Genomic DNA, 16,705 nt, shown 5'->3' on the forward strand with positions numbered 1-16,705 from the left:
CATGAAGATCCTAGCCGTTGATGCAGCAACCGAAGCATGCTCAGTCGCGTTATATAACGATGGGGAGATCAGTTCAATATTTGAAATTTGCCCACAACAGCATTCACAAAAATTACTACCTTTTATTGAAAAGATTTTATCTGACTCAGATATCAAGCTTAGTCAGTTAGATGGCATTGCATACGGGCAAGGCCCAGGCAGCTTTACTGGTGTTAGAATTGGTGTCTCAGTAACCCAAGGTTTAGCATTTGGCGCGGATTTACCTGTAGTCGGTGTATCCAATTTAGCCATTATGGCGCAACAAGCAATAGAGCAAGATAACGCTGAGTTTATTGTTGCAGCAATTGATGCCCGTATGTCAGAAGTTTATTTAGGTTGTTATAAAAATGTTAATGGTTTAGCGCAATTAATTAATAATGAAATAGCGATTAAACCTGAATTATTACGTAAAGACGATTTTAAATTAAATAACAGTGTCGCCGTTGGAACTGGATGGACGAGTTATTCTCAGTTATTAACTTCATGTTTTAATGCTAAAGTAACTGACATCGAACTGCCTAATGCTAAGTATATGTTACCGTTAGCATTAAATGCTTTTAATCAAGGTTTGAGTGTTTCGGCTGAGTTTGCCCAACCTAATTATGTACGTGATGAAGTAAGCTGGAAAAAACTACCAGGACGTTAAATGAACTTTAACAACATTTATCTGTCACATATAAATGGTTAACTACAGATAGTGTATTGTATAAACGTTCAAGCATTATATAATTGATGCTTATTTATTAATCTTATATTAGTTTATTTCCAATGAGGCCCTTATGGCGTTAAGAGATCCAGACAAAACAAGAACCAATATTATGGAAGTAGCTGCGGCTATTTTTCATCAAAAAGGGTTCAAAGGCACCAGTTTGTCGGATATTTTGAACGAAGCTCAAATATCCAAAGGGGCTTTGTATCATCATTTTTCAAATAAACAAGAACTGTTGTATGCCGTTTTCGATGAAGTTTACCAAGTAAACTTTTTAAAGCGTTGGATTAATATAACCACTGCAAAAAATCCAATTGATGAAATAATTAATGTAGTAGATGGCTTATCTTTAGAAGGCTCAGACGAAGAGATGTGTTGTGGCTGTCCTGTGCATAATATTTCTTCTGAGCTGGCTTCAGTCGATGAGAATATACGTCATCGTGTTGATGATCTTTTTTGTCAAATTCAGCAAATAATTAGTCAAGGAATTGATAAAGCCAAAGTAAATGGTGATGTTAATTCTTCAGTTGATAGTAAACAAATTTCTTTATTTTTTATGTGTATCATGAGTGGTATTCCACAAATGGTTAAAAGTTGTCAAGATAGAGAAGTTTACTTCCAATTAACTTCTGCTCTGTCCGATTATGTTCAACAGTTAAAGCATAAATAAATACGTATGAATGTTCAAATGAAAATAATTGTTAAGGATACACAATGAAAATTTTTTTATTAGCTAGCTTGATCCTCGTTTTATCAGCATGTGCTTCATATCCTGATAATGTCTCAGTTGTAGAAGGTACAGAACTAACTAGTTTTGGGGATGTAACTAAATCAGAGTCAACTCTTACTGGAAAGACAGTTCGCTGGAGCGGTATTATTGCAAAAGTCTCCAATGAAAAAACAGTAACAAAATTAGACGTGCTTTATTATCCAGCAAGTAGAAATGGTCGCCCAAAAACGACGGATGATCCTTTAGGGCGCTTTCGCGTAGTTATTGAAGGTTTTATCGACCCAGCTATTTATAAACAAGGCAAGGCTATTACCGCATTAGGTCAATTAAAAACCTCTGAAACTGCAAAAATTGGTGAATATGAATACGAATATCCAACATTAATAAGTAAAAATATTCATTTATGGGAACCTCTAGTAATTCAACCTCAAGTGCAATTTAATTATGGCTGGTATGGGTATAATCCACGTTGGCATTGGCGTGGAGGTGTTCGACATGTGTATGTTATTGGACAAGGGCAAACTAAAAAACCTACAGGTCAAGCAAAACCTAAGTTATCACATTAATTATAGTTAAGTTCGTTAAATGGAGTTAAGTTGAAAATATGAAAACGATATTGATGGTTTTATTGCTCGGTATTAATTTATTAATGAGCAATTTATTAGTTAGCACGGTTTCAGCAAATGAGCTTGATGAAATATTAACTTCACCTCATCGAAGCGATGAAAATAAGTCTCGCGATGAAGCGAGACACCCGAAAGAGACTATCGAGTTTTTTGGTACTAAGCCAACGGATCATGTTTTAGAAATGTGGCCAGGCGACGGTTGGTATAGTGAAATACTAGCTCCTTATGTAAAAGATAAAGGTCATTTTTCGGCAGTGACATTTTCCACTGGTAACCTTAATTCTAGCAATAAAAGGGACGTGTCTTGGAGTAGAAATGCTTTGTCATATAAAGAAAAAATGTCTGATGTTGCTCTTTATGGCAAGGTTGATTTTTTTGAATTTGAGCCTCCTAAATCGTTTGATTTGAAAGATATTAAGCCTGTTGATGTTGTTTATGTTATTAGAAATTTACATGTATGGGATGAATACGGTGCTTTGAATCATGCTATCCAAGCGATATATACGGTATTAAAACCTAATGGTATTTTAGCGGTTGTACAGCACAGAGGTGATGCAGTATCAAAAAATGCATCATCTGCCGCTGAAGGTTATCTAGACGAACGTTATGTTATTGAAGCTATTGAAAAAAATGGTTTTGAATTGGTTTCTAGCAGTGAAATTAACTTAAATTTAAACGATACAAAAGATTACCCTAAAGGTGTTTATGCGTTACCTCCTGTATTAGCTATGGGCGGAACTGAGCGTGATAAATATATAGGTATTGGGGAAAGTGATCGTATGACATTAAAGTTTATAAAAACGGTTGATTGAACTTGCTTAATGAACAAAATATATCGTTACCAACAGGTGTAATAGCGGCATTAGAAAATACACATAAATCTAACCAAATGCCTATTTTAGCTATTCATGGTTGGTTAGACAACGCTGCAAGTTTTATCCCTCTTATGAATGAGCTACCTGAGTTCAATTGGACCGCCATAGACCTACCTGGGCATGGTAATAGTTATCATAGACCTGAGCACTGCCATTATCATTTTATCGATTGGATTTCAGATCTAATTAGTATCATAAAAGTTAAGTATAATAATGAACCCGTTATTATCGTTGGTCACTCATTGGGGGGTATGTTGGCGACAGTTTTAGCCGGAGTATATCCAGAATTAGTCAAAAAACTCGTAGTAATAGATGCTGTTGGTTTAGTGACTCAAAGTGAAGATGCAACGGATATTAGGAAGGCATTAGATAGTCGAGTTGCTCAATCAAAAAAACGAAAAACTAAGCATATTTCATTTGAAACTGCAGTTAAAGCAAGAGCTAATGCTGGTGATATAAAACCCAGTTCAGCTGAGCTTCTGGTTACAAGAAATATTATGGAAACTGATGACGGTTTTTTATGGAAAACTGATCAACGACTCAGAACAAGTTCTCCAGTTCGTTTAAGTGAACAACAATCAATATCAATTATCCAACATATAAAAGCGCCAACTTTGTTATGCATAGCAAAAGATGGTTATGAAATGGTAAAAGTTGGTTATAAAAAATACAAAGTCTACTATCCTAATTTAATTAAAAAAGAAGTTTTAGGTTCACATCATTGCCATATGGATGAGCCAATTGATATTGCTATTAAAATAAAATGCTTTATTGGTTGTTAAATGCACAATATAAGTGAAAAATATTTGTCTCATCCGATCAGTTAAAGTATGGTAACCGGCTGAAAATAAATTCGTTAGGAGATTGTTTTGGAAAAAACGTGGTTAAATAATTATCCAAGTGGTGTACCTGCAGATATAAATCCTGAGCATTATCATTCTTTGTTGGATATATATGAGCAAAGTATTGTTAAATTTGCCGATAAACCTGCTTATATCAATATGGGAAAAAGTATAACTTTTACCGAGCTAGGTGAATATGCTAATGACTTCGCTGCGTACCTTCAAAATACCTTAGGCATAAAAAAAGGCGACGCTGTTGCCGTTATGATGCCTAATTTACTGCAATACCCAGTCGCTTTGTTAGGTATACATAGAGCTGGTGCTGTCGTGGTAAATGTTAACCCGTTATACACTCCTCGCGAACTAGAACATCAATTAATCGATAGTAATGCTAAAGCAATTGTTATTGTTAGTAACTTTGCAGATACTTTAGAGAAAGTTTTAGATAAAACCCCAGTAGAACACGTTATATTGACCAAAATGGGTGATATGTTAGGTGTTAAAGGTCATGTGGTTGACTTTGTTGTTAAATATGTGAAGAAAATGGTTCCGTCATTTTCATTGTCGAAAGCAGTAGGTTTTAAGCAAGTATTAAAACAAGGTAGAGAGTTAACGTTGAAGCCAGTTGATATTACTGGCGAAGACCTTGCATTTCTACAATACACAGGTGGTACAACAGGCGTCTCAAAAGGTGCGATGTTAACCCACAGAAACATGGTGGCTAACTTAGAGCAAGTTTCTGCGTTATTAGGTCAATGTTTAGATGAAGGTGAAGACACAATAGTAACCGCATTACCTCTGTACCATATCTTCGCTTTAACCGCTAACTGTCTACTGTTTTTAAAGTTCGGTGGCAGAAATTTACTAATCACTAATCCAAGAGATATGCCTGGATTTGTAAAAGAGTTAGGTAAATATAAATTCACGGCTATTAGTGGTGTTAATACTTTATTTAATGGTTTATTAAATACACCTGGATTTTCTGAACTAGACTTTTCTTCAGTGAAATTAAGCATTGGCGGCGGAATGGCTGTACAACGTGCTGTAGCAGAGCGCTGGTTAGCGGCAACTAAATGCGATTTGCTAGAAGGCTATGGTTTAACAGAATGTTCACCAGTTGTTTCTTTTGTTCCTTATACTATTGGTAAGTACACTGGCAGTATTGGTGTACCTGCACCGTCTACAGACATACGTTTAGTGTCGGATGAAGGTGAAGATGTTGCTCCTGGCGAAGCAGGTGAGTTGTGGGTAAAAGGCCCTCAAGTGATGAAAGGCTATTTAGGTCGTCCAGAAGATACTGCTGATGTTATGCACGGCGAGTGGTTTGCTACTGGTGACATTGCTAAGTTAGATGAGCAAGGTTTGTTATATATTGTCGATCGTAAAAAAGACATGATCTTAGTTTCCGGTTTTAACGTATATCCAAATGAAATTGAAGATGAAGCTGTAACACATCCTGGGATTTTAGAGTGTGCTGCTATTGGTATCCCAAATGATGCTTCAGGTGAAATTGTTAAACTATTTGTTGTTAAAAAAGACCAATCACTAACTGAGCAAGATGTAATAGACCATTGTCGTAAAAGATTAACGGGATATAAAGTACCTAAAGTGATAGAATTTCGAGACGATTTACCAAAATCAAACGTTGGTAAAATTTTACGCCGAATGTTAAAAGATTAATTCAGTAAACTCTGAATTCGATTTTTATATAAAGCTGGCTTATGCCAGCTTTTTTTGTATCTAGATGGAAGTAGTGTGAACAAGTTGAATAGTGAATATTTGTATATAGAAGAACAAGAACAGTTAAATACATACTGTCAGTTAGCTAAACAAGCCGACGTATTAGCTTTGGATACCGAGTTTGTCCGCACTAGAACATTACGCTCCCATTTAGGCTTGATCCAAGTGTTTGATGGGCGAGAGATTGCATTAATAGACCCTTTATGTGGTTTAGATTTAGAGCCTTTTTGGCAATTATTATCAGATCCCTCAATTGTTAAAGTTTTACATTCTTGTCACGAAGATTTAGAAGTTTTCAAACATTACGCTAATCGTTTACCTACACCTTTATTTGATTCTCAAATAGCAGGGCAGTTTCTATTTAAAGGCAAAGTACTTGGTTTTGGTGCTATGGTTTCTCAAGAACTAGGTATTGATTTAGATAAAGGCGAAGCAAGAACAAATTGGTTAAAACGCCCGTTGTCGGATAGTCAGCTACATTACGCGATGAACGACGTAAAGTATTTATTGCCTTTGTATCATAAGTTAAATGAACAATTGCAAGAGGCTGGTTTACAGCAATACAATTTAGACGAAGCTCAACTGAAAGTAATACAAAAAACGGCAGATAAAAATACTGACCAGTTATATTTAGATTTTGGTAATGCTTGGCAGTTGAGTAGAAGAGAGTTAGCTGTATTACAGGAGTTAGCTTCTTGGCGCTTATCGGTGGCTCAAGACAAAGATTTAGCACTTGGTTTTGTGGTTAAAGACGCTACCTTATTCTCTATAGCTCAACGCAGACCAACCGACTTAAACAGCTTACGTAGTATACCAGATGTTAATCCGCATGAAATTCGTATTCATGGTAAAGCGTTACTTGAGCAGGTTGCAGTGGGTAAACAAATTCCAGATGATTTATGCCCAGTTAAAGTTCCACGTTTAACCGACTACCCAACCTATAAACAAAGTTTTAAAGCATTAAAACAGGCTATTACAGAGCGCTCTATTGAATTAAGCGTGCCTATGGAATTATTAGCAACTAAAAAACAGCTAAACCAATGGATAAAGTATGTATGGAGAGTTTCGTATGCTGCACCGTCAGATTTTGAATTATCTTGGCGTTATGAGTTACTGGAGCCTGTTTTACTTCAGTGGAATGAGCAATACTCACTAGAACAGAATTAAGAAATAAAGGTTTATTAAATGCAACTTTGTACGATTTATAAATGCTCAAAAAGAGCCGATACATTTTTATACGTTGAAAAAGCTGACGATTTCTCTAAAGTACCAGAAGAATTAAGAAAATTAATTGGTATACCAAAGTTATTTATGACGTTAGATTTAGATGGCAGAAAAAAACTTGGTGTTGCTGAATTAGAAAAAGTAAAAAATGAATTGCTCGAAAACGGTTTTTATTTGCAGTTACCACCGCCAGTAAAAAACTTATTAGATGAACATAAAGAATTGAACGGATCCTTGTAGTAGTTGTCATAGAGTGAATATTAAATATTATAAAAATAAAATAGAGATTAATTATGAAAATTAAATTTTGGTTAGCTGGTTTATTCTTTTCTGTATCAGCTACAAATAGTTTTGCCGCAAAAGTAAGCTTTGAACAATATGTTGAAGACTTAAAAAAAGAAGCCATTTCCAAAGGCTTTGAAACAGAATTTGTAAACGATAAGCTTAAAGATTTAACCTATCTGCATAGGGTTGTTAAGGCTGATAAAACCCAACCTGAATTTGTTGAAACTTTAGACACCTACTTACCTAAACGAGTGCCTGAGTGGAAGGTGAAAAAAGCGAGAGACGCTTATAAAGAAAATTTACCTCTATTAACTCGTATTAGTAAAGAATTTGGGGTTCAACCACGTTTCATTGTGTCTCTTTGGGCTCTGGAAACTAACTTTGGTCGAATTCAAGGCAAGATGCCAATTATAGAATCTCTGGTTACGTTAAGTTATGACGGTCGCAGAGAAGCATTCTTTAAAAATCAACTTTGGGCATCGTTAACCATTTTAAAAGAAGGTCATATTAGCCACGAAAAATTCTTAGGTTCTTGGGCTGGAGCAATGGGACAATGTCAATTTATCCCAACTTCATTTATAGCTTATGCTGCCGATGGTGACGGTGATGGTAAAAAAGATATCTGGAATAATAAAGCCGATGTATTTGCTTCTATCGCTAATTATTTAAAATCAGAAGGTTGGTCAAACTCTAAAACATGGGGAAGACAAGTTAAGTTGCCTAAAGGTTTTGATATGTCTTTGATCATGCCTAAAGGAAGTAAAGGTCGTGGTGAGTGGTTGAAAAATTGGAAAGAGGCTGAAAAACCTTTATCTGAATGGGCTAAGTTAGGCATAACCAGAATGAATGGCACTGTATTACCTAAAACATCAATTACAGCTACATTAATTACACCTGATGATGCAAAAGGTCGAGTGTATTTAGCTTACGATAACTATAAGTCTTTAATGCATTGGAATCGTTCATATTACTTTGTGACATCAGTTGGCTCTTTAGCTGACCGAATAGGTTACCCGAAAATATTGTAGAACAAACACCTCGGATACTCGTTATGCAACAGATTTACTCTCATCAAGATATTAATGGTCAATACCTACCTTTCCCCGCGGGAAAGGTAGTTTGTATAGGCCAGAATTACGCCGACCATATTGCTGAACTTAACAGTGTGAAACGTCCAGAACCTCTTTTTTTTATAAAGCCGAACAGTGCTTTGTGTGCCGTTGAAGCTAGTTTTGAAATTCCTAAACATTCAGGTGTTTGTCATAACGAATTAGAGCTTGCCGTGTTGATTTTTAAACCATTAAAAAACGTAACTCCAGAACATGTTAATGCTGGTATTTGGGGCTACGGATTAGCGTTGGATTTAACGTTAAGAGAAGTACAGTCTAAGTTAAAAAAACAAGGTCGTCCTTGGGAATTAGCTAAAGGTTTTGATGGTGCTTGTCCAATATCGCCTTTTATTAATAAATCTGAAATAGAATACCCACAAGATATCGATTTGCAGTTAACCGTGAATGGACAATCTCGTCAAAAAGGTAACACTAAGAATATGATCAGAGGTATTAATCAACTTATCTCTCAGATGAGCCAACATTTTACTTTAATGCCTGGTGATGTAGTACTTACTGGCACTCCTGCTGGTGTTGGTCCATTAAAATGCGGTGATAAATTAGAATTATCTTTGTCATCAGCTAAATCCAATTGGCAATTTAATAGCACAGTTCGTTAGTCTTACCTTTGTATATATAAGAGAAAAAATGGAACCATTTTGGAAAGTTAAATCATTGCAACAAATGTCTCGCCCTGAGTGGGAGTCTTTATGTGATGGATGTGCAAAGTGTTGTTTGCATAAATTAATAGATGATGATGAACAAGAAGACATGGTCGACACCACAGAAATGGCCGATACCGAGCAACTACATTTTACCTCAGTTGCTTGCCAATATTTAAACGACAAAAAATGCGAATGTACGGTTTATCCCGAGCGTACTGTGCTAGTTCCTAGTTGTGTGCAACTGACTCAAGATAATTTAGATGACGTATTTTATATGCCGAGTAGTTGTGCATATAGACGATTGCAAGAGGGCAGGGGCTTACCTAGTTGGCATCCATTATTAAATAAAGGGAAAAAATCTAAGATGCATCAAGCTGGTATGTCAGTGAGAAACAAAGTTGTGTTTGATAACTTAGTGGAAGAGCAACAATATGAAGACTTTATTGTTGTTTGGCCATTAAATGACCTTGATTAGCCAATCTACGTTTTTACTTTCAAATAAAGCATATATCTTAATGATATAACTGATGTTTTAATTATGATAATCTTCTTGAGTATCATAATTAAAAGGAATTGTAATGGAACGATTTTTTATTTGTAGTTTATTTATCTTTAGTTCTTTGATTCAAGCTGAATCACTACCAACATGGTTTGCTGCTCCACCATCTGATACGTCAGAGTCTTACTTTATTGCAGCTAATGGATTAACTTATCAAAATGCATTAAAAGAATCTCATTCGCTCTTGTCTCAACGTTTATTAACTACTGTTACTACTTCATCAGAGCAAAATATTCATAAAATTAATAATAAAACTGTTTCTGAATTTAAACAAAAAATCAAAACAAAAGGTTTAGCTATTTCACTCCCATCACCGAGTAAACTAAATGAGTATTATGATGAAGGAAGTATGAGTTATTTCTATTTATTTAAGTACAATAAAATAGATGTGATAAATTTAATAAATAAGCAGAAGCTAGATATTTTAAACTCTATAACAAACATACTATCTACAGTTTCAGATCATCCTTTTCAATGTGGTGTTGTTGAAAATAAAAATGCGAAAAAGCTTCAACTATTAAAAGGTTTATTACTGATTGAGTCTAATAGCAATGTATTAAATGAAAATACATCTAAAGAGCTTTTTGGTGTTTTTGATAACTGCTTTATTAACCGAAAACTTGCTTTAATAATTCCTGAAGAATATCCAATATTAAAAGGGTATATCGAAGAGCTACTTATTAACTGGAATATAAAGTTAAACCCTAACAGTAAAAATAAACTAATAATAAAAATTGCTCCTAAAGAATTCGAACGGTTTGGACAATCTGGTATTCAGCTTAATACGAAAGTCACTTTAAGTGAGGATGAAATAGCAGTGTTACAAGTAACTACTAAAGTTTCAGGGTATAACCCAGTATCTACTGATAAAGCCACAAATAATGCACAATTAAAGCTAATTAAAAAGCTTAAACAACAACTAAATCCACTATTAAGGAATATCAATGATTTATAAATCTTTATCGTTAAGTTTTATGTTTTTTTTATTGGCAGCATGTTCTACAGCTAAGCCTAAAATTAATTTAAATTTAATAGCCTCAACTCCAATGTTAGATGTTGCGGGTATTACAGATAGTAGTGATTTTTCTGGTAGCTCTCTTAATATCTTAACTGTGGCTCCAGTTAACACCAATACAATAATAAAGCAGCTTAAATTAGATAAAGACATGCCAGGAAAAATAGAACGAATTATTAGTGAAGCGGGTGCAGATCCTGTTGATCGTAATCTAGCATTTACGTTAATGGATGAAATAGATCTAGCTGAAGAATCTGGAGATTATGGAAATTATGAAGGCCCTGCAATATCGGATCTAGTATTAGTAACAAAATTAACAGATGCTAATTTATCATATTCGTTTGAAATTGAATCAACTTATAAAACTACAAATCATGGCGTTGAAATATCTGAAGCAAATTGTAACTTTAAGGCGTCTGTCAGTGGATACATAAAAGTATTGTCTATGCCGCATATGAAGTTAATTGAAACTATACCGTTTGAAGGTAGCCAGTCTCAAGATATAGATACGCTTGATTCAGAATGCCCAATTACAGATACTCAAAAAGCGAATATGTTTTCGAGTGCAATTACTGATGCACTATCAAGCAACTCGACTAACTTCAAATTACACTCTGCTGTTGCGGCTAGAGCATTTATTGTTGATAAAAAAGTAGATGAAAAGCGAACTTATTTTAAAACAACTTTAAAACGAAGTTTAGGAGCCAAAGAAGGGGAAGGTGTTAGGTTGTATATGGAAGATGAGGATAGTAATGAATTACTGTTTGTAGCTGATGGTGTTATAACTGCTAATGAATATATTACAGATAAGTTTTCATATATCTATTTATTGGATCGTAAGCAAATACCTCTAATTCGTAAAGGTATGATTGTTAAGCTGCATAAGAAGTGTGGGATTTTATGCAAAGCGAGTAATGCTTCTAGCTCATTTAATAAATTCATATCGAACTAACTAACGATAAAATAATCATATATCTTTTATTAACACTTATTACCAAAGTGATTTTATGATATTAATAGTTATCTACAGGTAGGAGAATATATGAAAATCTTATTGTTAGTTGTGATCACTGCAACTAGTTTATTAGCAGGGTGTGCAACTAAGCCTAAAGTGTTAGGTAATAATGAACCTCATGTTGTAAACCGAGTCGTTATAACGGAACCTCTTGCTATTGATTATAAAAGTGAATTAGCAATAGCTAAGTTAACTCAGATCATTAATCACGTTAAGTTAGATCAAAATAAGCTAGCACAAATGCTATATGACCGTGGTGTCATTTATGACAGCTTAGGTTTACGTTCGTTAGCCCAATTAGATTTTCGTAGAACGTTAGAATTAAAACCAGATCATGCAGATGCCTATAATTTTATTGGTATTCATATGACGTTAATCGGTCAATATACTCAAGCTTCTGAAGCATTTGATTCTGCTTTAGAAATTGAACCTGACCATAGTTATGCAAATTTAAATCGTGGTATAGCCTCGTATTATTATGGACGTACTGGTTTATCAATTGATGATTTAGAACTGTTTTTTATAAAAGATCAAGCAGATCCATATCGTGCTATTTGGTTATATTTAGCGGAATATAAAAATAACCAAGAGGAAGCGAAACAACGTTTAGCTGGCAATGCCATCATGTTAGATAAATCTAAATGGGCCAATCAAATAATTGAGCTGTATTTGGGTAAACTCGATGAGCAAAACTTCATTGATAACATGGGTAAGAATATACAGAACAGTCGCGAATTGGTTGATAGACTATGCGAAGGATATTTCTATCTAGCTAAATTTAAGTTACTGAATAATGAAGTTGAAGCGGCTAAAAATTATTTTAGACTGGTATTATCGACTAATGTGCACGAATTTGTAGAGCATAAATATGCACGCTTAGAGCTTAACGAGCTATATAGAGAAGATAAACAAAAGTATTTAGAGATGTTATCTACTAAACCATAATGGCCGCCCTCATATTTTTCGGTCGACTAATCTTTAGTTTGTTTTTTTTGCTGTTGGCACAAGCCGACAGCATTGTTTTTTCTAAATCATTAGTCGACTATTATTTTAAACAATCACAACATTATGTTTATCCCGCCGCACTTCTTGGCAACAATGAAGCAAATTACCAAATATACTTAGCAACCCAAGATCAATCATGGCTAAAAAAATCAGCCAGATTAAATCATGTTAAGTCAGTGTTTCAGTGGTATTTAATTCAAAAAGAAAATCAGCATATAAGCCAAACTGTCTGGTTACAACAAGCCATTAATTTAAAACATCCACAAGCTACATTAATTAAACTACAGAACTTAACAACGGACGAACATTGGCATAAAGCCAGTGAGTTTGAGCATTTACATAGTGAAATATTAACTAATCTACAAGGTGAGCTAGGTGAACAGTACTCTCAGATAAAATCACTTTTAGCCGCAGTGGTAGAAAGTAACAAGTCAGTTCATATTTCACCTTCCATAACTCCCCCTAATGACGTAAATAATGTTCTATTCAATCAGCCACCGTCATTATTAAAGTGCGCTATTAGTATTCAAGCGGTGGCTAGTACAAAGTCATTGTTAGGCAATGCTAAACGGTTTAGTCAGGCTTTTGCTGACTCAAAATTGAATGGTTTGTCGATATGCTTCTTACCTCCTAAGGTAATGTTAGCCTTACCAGCTATTTGCAAACAAGACGAACACAGTAGAATTGAATGTTCACTTGATAAATTAGCCCAGAGTTTATTAGAAAATACCCAAGTCGACCCACGTAGTTACAATCATTTAATGGTGATAGTGGAAAAAGGCGAGGCTAATACTCGTGGCGGTTTAATGTATTTGGACAAAGCTGATAGTGATCAAGTTTTTATTCATGAATTAGCGCATTGGTTAGGGTATACCGACGAGTATCAAATTAAGCCAAAACAACAGCAGCAGTTATGTGTTGTTAATTCTGCAAAGTGGATAAGCCGTAATATATTTGTAGCACCGGCTAATAACAGTAAACAACAAGCTGAGGCTTTAGCGGGACAAAAGTTATATAACACTAATACATGTAAAGGCTCTAAATTTAATGCCTATAAGCCGTTACCTGAGTTAAGTTTTATGGAGTATTTAGATTTACCTTTATCTGAGCAATACGCGCAATATATTGAAGATAATCAGGACTATAAAAAGATAACGCCAGTAGCTATCAATTTTTGGAGTTTTTATTTATCCAAGAAGAATTTATCAGTAAGTAATACAGATAAACAATACTACAATGCTCAGTACTTAAAGTGGCTTAAAGTTTCAGCCGATCAAAACTATCCTCCTGCAATGACATTACTTGCTCAGAATTACATTAAATCTGAGTCGTACGATACTGCATTTTCTTTGTTATACGACTCAGCTCAACTTGGTAATGCAAACGCACAGTTATTACTTGGACATGGTTATATTGAAGGTCGTTGGTTACCACAGAATACAATTAAATCCGCTTATTGGTATCAACAAGCCGCGGATCAAAACGACCCTTATGGTTTATATTTTTTAGCTAAGTGTTATGAAATGGGCTGGGGCTGTAAACACTCTGTTAAAAAAGCGATTGGTTATTATAAACAAGCTAAAGCAGTAGGCAGTAAACTCGCTGATAAACGCTTAAAGATGTTATTACCTAGTTTATAAAGCGAATACTAACGCTCAGTTATTAATGGCTTTAGCATGCCTTCTAAGCCGTTCAGTTTAATCTCATATAATAAAGCCAATTGTTGCCCTAACTTACCTTGTGGGAAGCCTTTTTGATGGAACCAAACTAAATATGGTTCTGGTAATTCAATTAACTTCCGACCCGCATATTTGCCAAAAGGCATAGTGGCATTAATTGCTTCTTTCATCGCTTGGGGATCAAACATAAGGTAGTTTCGCTTTAATTTTGAATTATGCATCTAAGTTTTGATTTTAGATCATTCATAAATTAAAGCAGAAAAGCAACGGTTTTGTGTGTGGATGAATATTTTACATAGGAATGTAGTCGGGAGAGGAATTTAGCCGGGGAAAAGAAAAGGTGTTTATACTTGAATTTAAGTCACTAATATAACTATCTGGATATAAATACTAAGTAGTTAACACCTTTTGAGGAGCAGGGAGCTAATACAAGCCTCCCGCATTATAATCATTATCAAAATAATATCCTTGTAATATGAGTTTAGGCTTGTGTTACCTGCATAGTCTTAAATTGAATGTTATCTGCTTGCTGATGAATAAGTTTTAGTAAATTACTTTCAACTATTGAAGTACTTTTAACCTGAGCTGCTTCCATTAAATCTTGTAATGCACCATCAAAATCTTGCATTTTTGTTTTAAAGATAGCTCGGTTATTTAATGCAATAGCAACAACTCTAGCCGCTGAGTTATCTACTTCAACAAACGTTTTAGATAAAGTAATGGCTTGATCACAGGCTTTATTAGCTAGTTCAAACTGGTTTGAATTAGCGTATGCAACACATAAATTCATTTGCATTGCTACCTGTTCATCGGCTTCTATTGCTGTCGTGCGTGTAACGATACTCTCAATCCCTTTTTCATAATCACCTTTACGGATATCTGAAGCACCGTTAGTACCTTGTACTACAGCCATTTTAAAAGTTGATGAGGTTTCTGCAAATGCACTTGATGCAAATAAAGAGGCTATTGTTAATGTAAGTAATTTTTTCATGACTCTCTCCTAGTTTTTGGGTAACGAATATTTTCGTTATGTTTAATGTAGAGAAAGGTGCAGGAACTGACAAAGGAGATAAATCATCGTAATAATGAAATAAAATTCACGTATGCTTTAAGTAAATACTTAGGCAAAAAAAGAACTGATTTTTTATATAATTAAATATGAAAAAGCAGTTCTGTTGTTATGATTTTTTGGAAAAAATACTACAAACTAAATTCTGATAATAACCATTGGACAAAAATATCCAAATCTTCTCGTGATGCATGCCAGTCGTGTTGGATTAAATAATACTTATCACGAGTTTTTAGCTGCTGCTCAAATAGTGGGTATATCACACCTTCATCAAACCAATTTTGGCTCAAAGGCAATGGAATTAATGCCACTCCAATTCCCTGTTGTGCAGCCCTAGCTACTGAGAACATACTATCTACTTGTACAATACGCTTAGGAGAAAAATTTTCTATATCATTTTCTTCAGCCCATTGATGCCAAGCCCAAGGACGAGACTGATGAACAATTAAAGGTGCTTGATTTAGTGCATCTTTACCAAATGGTTTAAGTTTTGTAAATAAATCTGGACTACATGCTGGCATATAACTAATTGGAAATAGCTCATAAACGATCGCATCCGCGGGCTTAGTACTCGCTAGCACGATAGATAAATTTGTTTCCTTAGATGATTGCGTTCTATTTTTTACCGTTTCTAATTGCAGGTTAATGTTTGGATGTTTATCTGACCATTCATTAAGTCTAGGAACAAATACTTCACTAGAAAAGAATTCAGGTAAAGTAATACTAATAGTAGAAAGTGAACCTGAGTTAGTAAATTCTGTAATTGTTGATTCTAGTTGCTCAATAATAGGAGCGACTTTTTTATAAAATAATTTACCATCTTCAGTTAATTCAATAGCACGAGTTTGTCTTAAGAATAACTGCTTATCTATTTGCTGCTCTAATAATCTTATCTGATGACTAATCGCAGAGGGCGTTAGGTATAATTGTGCTGCTGCATGTTTGAAGCTTAAACACTTCGCCGCAACACAAAAAGACCTTAAGCCTCGAATTGGCGTTTGAACAGCCATATAACACCTATGTTATAAATATTGAAAGTATAGATTAATTAGCAATGCTTAAGCCAATAGTTAAGTTGTTGATATTAATTGTAAAATTAATTCACGATTTTATTTTTGCACCAAATTGGTTAGAAAGATTTAAAAAATGGAAAAAAAGCACCTAAACAGGGTGTTCTAAAATAGTTTTATATTAAAGTTATAGAATTTATAGGTGAATAAAATTTAGGCAAAAAAAAGGGCATCCAAATTGGATGCCCAAAAGACTTTAAGTATTTAATATCCACAACAAGATATTTAATAAAATCAATCAACAGGGTTAATTCGAGCTTGAGGAGCAACGAACTGAATTTAGAATAAAGTACTTAAATATCAGTGGCAAACGATAGGAATTAATCTTATGAGTTAATTTAATTAACTCACTAACTCACTTATTTATGATCCGAGTTCAGATGTTAAATTTTAGGCAAAAAAAAGGGCATCCAAATTGGATGCCCAAAAGACTTTAAGTATTTAATATC

At 34.5% G+C, this 16,705-nt stretch carries 18 protein-coding genes; 15 read left to right on the plus strand and 3 right to left on the minus strand.

The window, feature by feature from the left end; genetic code table 11:
* Position 1: 1 nt before the first annotated feature.
* The 15 genes from tsaB (at position 2) to Q0940_RS13360 (ending at position 14,078) form a co-directional block, all read left to right on the plus strand.
* Positions 2-685 (plus strand): tRNA (adenosine(37)-N6)-threonylcarbamoyltransferase complex dimerization subunit type 1 TsaB, encoded by a 684-nt coding sequence (tsaB, locus tag Q0940_RS13290; protein WP_299269315.1) that lies wholly within the window; start codon positions 2-4, stop codon positions 683-685.
* A gap of 133 nt (positions 686-818) precedes the next feature.
* Positions 819-1,418, plus strand: coding sequence for a TetR/AcrR family transcriptional regulator (locus tag Q0940_RS13295; RefSeq protein WP_299269316.1), 600 nt, complete (start codon positions 819-821; stop codon positions 1,416-1,418).
* A 44-nt stretch (positions 1,419-1,462) separates the two neighbouring features.
* Positions 1,463-2,044 carry a Slp/YeaY family lipoprotein gene (locus Q0940_RS13300; protein ID WP_299269318.1) on the plus strand — a complete coding sequence of 194 codons (582 nt, stop codon included), beginning with the start codon at positions 1,463-1,465 and terminating at the stop codon, positions 2,042-2,044.
* A gap of 38 nt (positions 2,045-2,082) precedes the next feature.
* The gene (locus Q0940_RS13305) at positions 2,083-2,916 is read left to right on the plus strand and encodes a methyltransferase (protein WP_299269320.1); all 834 of its coding nucleotides are present in this window, start codon (positions 2,083-2,085) and stop codon (positions 2,914-2,916) included.
* Positions 2,917-2,918: 2 nt separating this feature from the next.
* Positions 2,919-3,761, plus strand: coding sequence for an alpha/beta hydrolase (locus Q0940_RS13310; protein WP_299269321.1), 843 nt, complete (start codon positions 2,919-2,921; stop codon positions 3,759-3,761).
* Positions 3,762-3,848: 87 nt separating this feature from the next.
* Positions 3,849-5,501 carry a long-chain-fatty-acid--CoA ligase FadD gene (gene fadD, locus Q0940_RS13315; RefSeq protein ID WP_299269323.1) on the plus strand — a complete coding sequence of 551 codons (1,653 nt, stop codon included), beginning with the start codon at positions 3,849-3,851 and terminating at the stop codon, positions 5,499-5,501.
* A gap of 75 nt (positions 5,502-5,576) precedes the next feature.
* Positions 5,577-6,728, plus strand: a complete 1,152-nt coding sequence (rnd, locus tag Q0940_RS13320; protein WP_299269325.1) for a ribonuclease D — start codon at positions 5,577-5,579, stop codon at positions 6,726-6,728.
* Between the two features lie 18 nt (positions 6,729-6,746).
* The gene (locus tag Q0940_RS13325; RefSeq protein ID WP_299269327.1) at positions 6,747-7,025 is read left to right on the plus strand and encodes a YcgL domain-containing protein; all 279 of its coding nucleotides are present in this window, start codon (positions 6,747-6,749) and stop codon (positions 7,023-7,025) included.
* 53 nt (positions 7,026-7,078) lie between these two features.
* A complete protein-coding gene (locus Q0940_RS13330; protein ID WP_299269329.1) occupies positions 7,079-8,098 on the plus strand; it encodes a lytic murein transglycosylase in 1,020 nt (339 codons plus the stop codon).
* Between the two features lie 23 nt (positions 8,099-8,121).
* Positions 8,122-8,799 (plus strand): fumarylacetoacetate hydrolase family protein, encoded by a 678-nt coding sequence (locus Q0940_RS13335; RefSeq protein ID WP_299269331.1) that lies wholly within the window; start codon positions 8,122-8,124, stop codon positions 8,797-8,799.
* A gap of 28 nt (positions 8,800-8,827) precedes the next feature.
* Complete coding sequence (locus tag Q0940_RS13340) at positions 8,828-9,319, plus strand: YcgN family cysteine cluster protein (protein ID WP_299269333.1); 492 nt, start codon at positions 8,828-8,830, stop codon at positions 9,317-9,319.
* A gap of 103 nt (positions 9,320-9,422) precedes the next feature.
* Positions 9,423-10,358 (plus strand): hypothetical protein, encoded by a 936-nt coding sequence (locus Q0940_RS13345; RefSeq protein ID WP_299269335.1) that lies wholly within the window; start codon positions 9,423-9,425, stop codon positions 10,356-10,358.
* Positions 10,348-11,370: a hypothetical protein gene (locus tag Q0940_RS13350; RefSeq protein ID WP_299269337.1), complete on the plus strand. Its 1,023-nt coding sequence runs from the start codon at positions 10,348-10,350 to the stop codon at positions 11,368-11,370. The genes Q0940_RS13345 and Q0940_RS13350 overlap by 11 nt, the downstream gene beginning before the upstream one ends.
* A gap of 90 nt (positions 11,371-11,460) precedes the next feature.
* Positions 11,461-12,378: a lipoprotein NlpI gene (gene nlpI, locus Q0940_RS13355; protein WP_299269339.1), complete on the plus strand. Its 918-nt coding sequence runs from the start codon at positions 11,461-11,463 to the stop codon at positions 12,376-12,378.
* Positions 12,379-12,425: 47 nt separating this feature from the next.
* Positions 12,426-14,078 carry a tetratricopeptide repeat protein gene (locus Q0940_RS13360; RefSeq protein ID WP_299269341.1) on the plus strand — a complete coding sequence of 551 codons (1,653 nt, stop codon included), beginning with the start codon at positions 12,426-12,428 and terminating at the stop codon, positions 14,076-14,078.
* An 8-nt stretch (positions 14,079-14,086) separates the two neighbouring features.
* Here Q0940_RS13360 and Q0940_RS13365 read toward each other — a convergent pair whose 3' ends face one another.
* The 3 genes from Q0940_RS13365 to Q0940_RS13375 form a co-directional block, all read right to left on the minus strand.
* Entirely contained in the window at positions 14,087-14,305 is a 219-nt protein-coding gene (locus tag Q0940_RS13365) for a DUF3820 family protein (protein WP_299269343.1), read from the minus strand.
* A 293-nt stretch (positions 14,306-14,598) separates the two neighbouring features.
* The gene (locus tag Q0940_RS13370) at positions 14,599-15,108 is read right to left on the minus strand and encodes a hypothetical protein (protein ID WP_299269345.1); all 510 of its coding nucleotides are present in this window, start codon (positions 15,106-15,108) and stop codon (positions 14,599-14,601) included.
* Between the two features lie 209 nt (positions 15,109-15,317).
* Positions 15,318-16,196, minus strand: coding sequence for a LysR substrate-binding domain-containing protein (locus Q0940_RS13375; RefSeq protein ID WP_299269347.1), 879 nt, complete (start codon positions 16,194-16,196; stop codon positions 15,318-15,320).
* Between the last annotated feature and the right edge of the window lie 509 nt (positions 16,197-16,705).

Origin of the sequence: uncultured Psychrosphaera sp. (genome assembly GCF_947500655.1) — a bacterium.
In the GTDB taxonomy this organism is placed as follows: domain Bacteria; phylum Pseudomonadota; class Gammaproteobacteria; order Enterobacterales; family Alteromonadaceae; genus Psychrosphaera.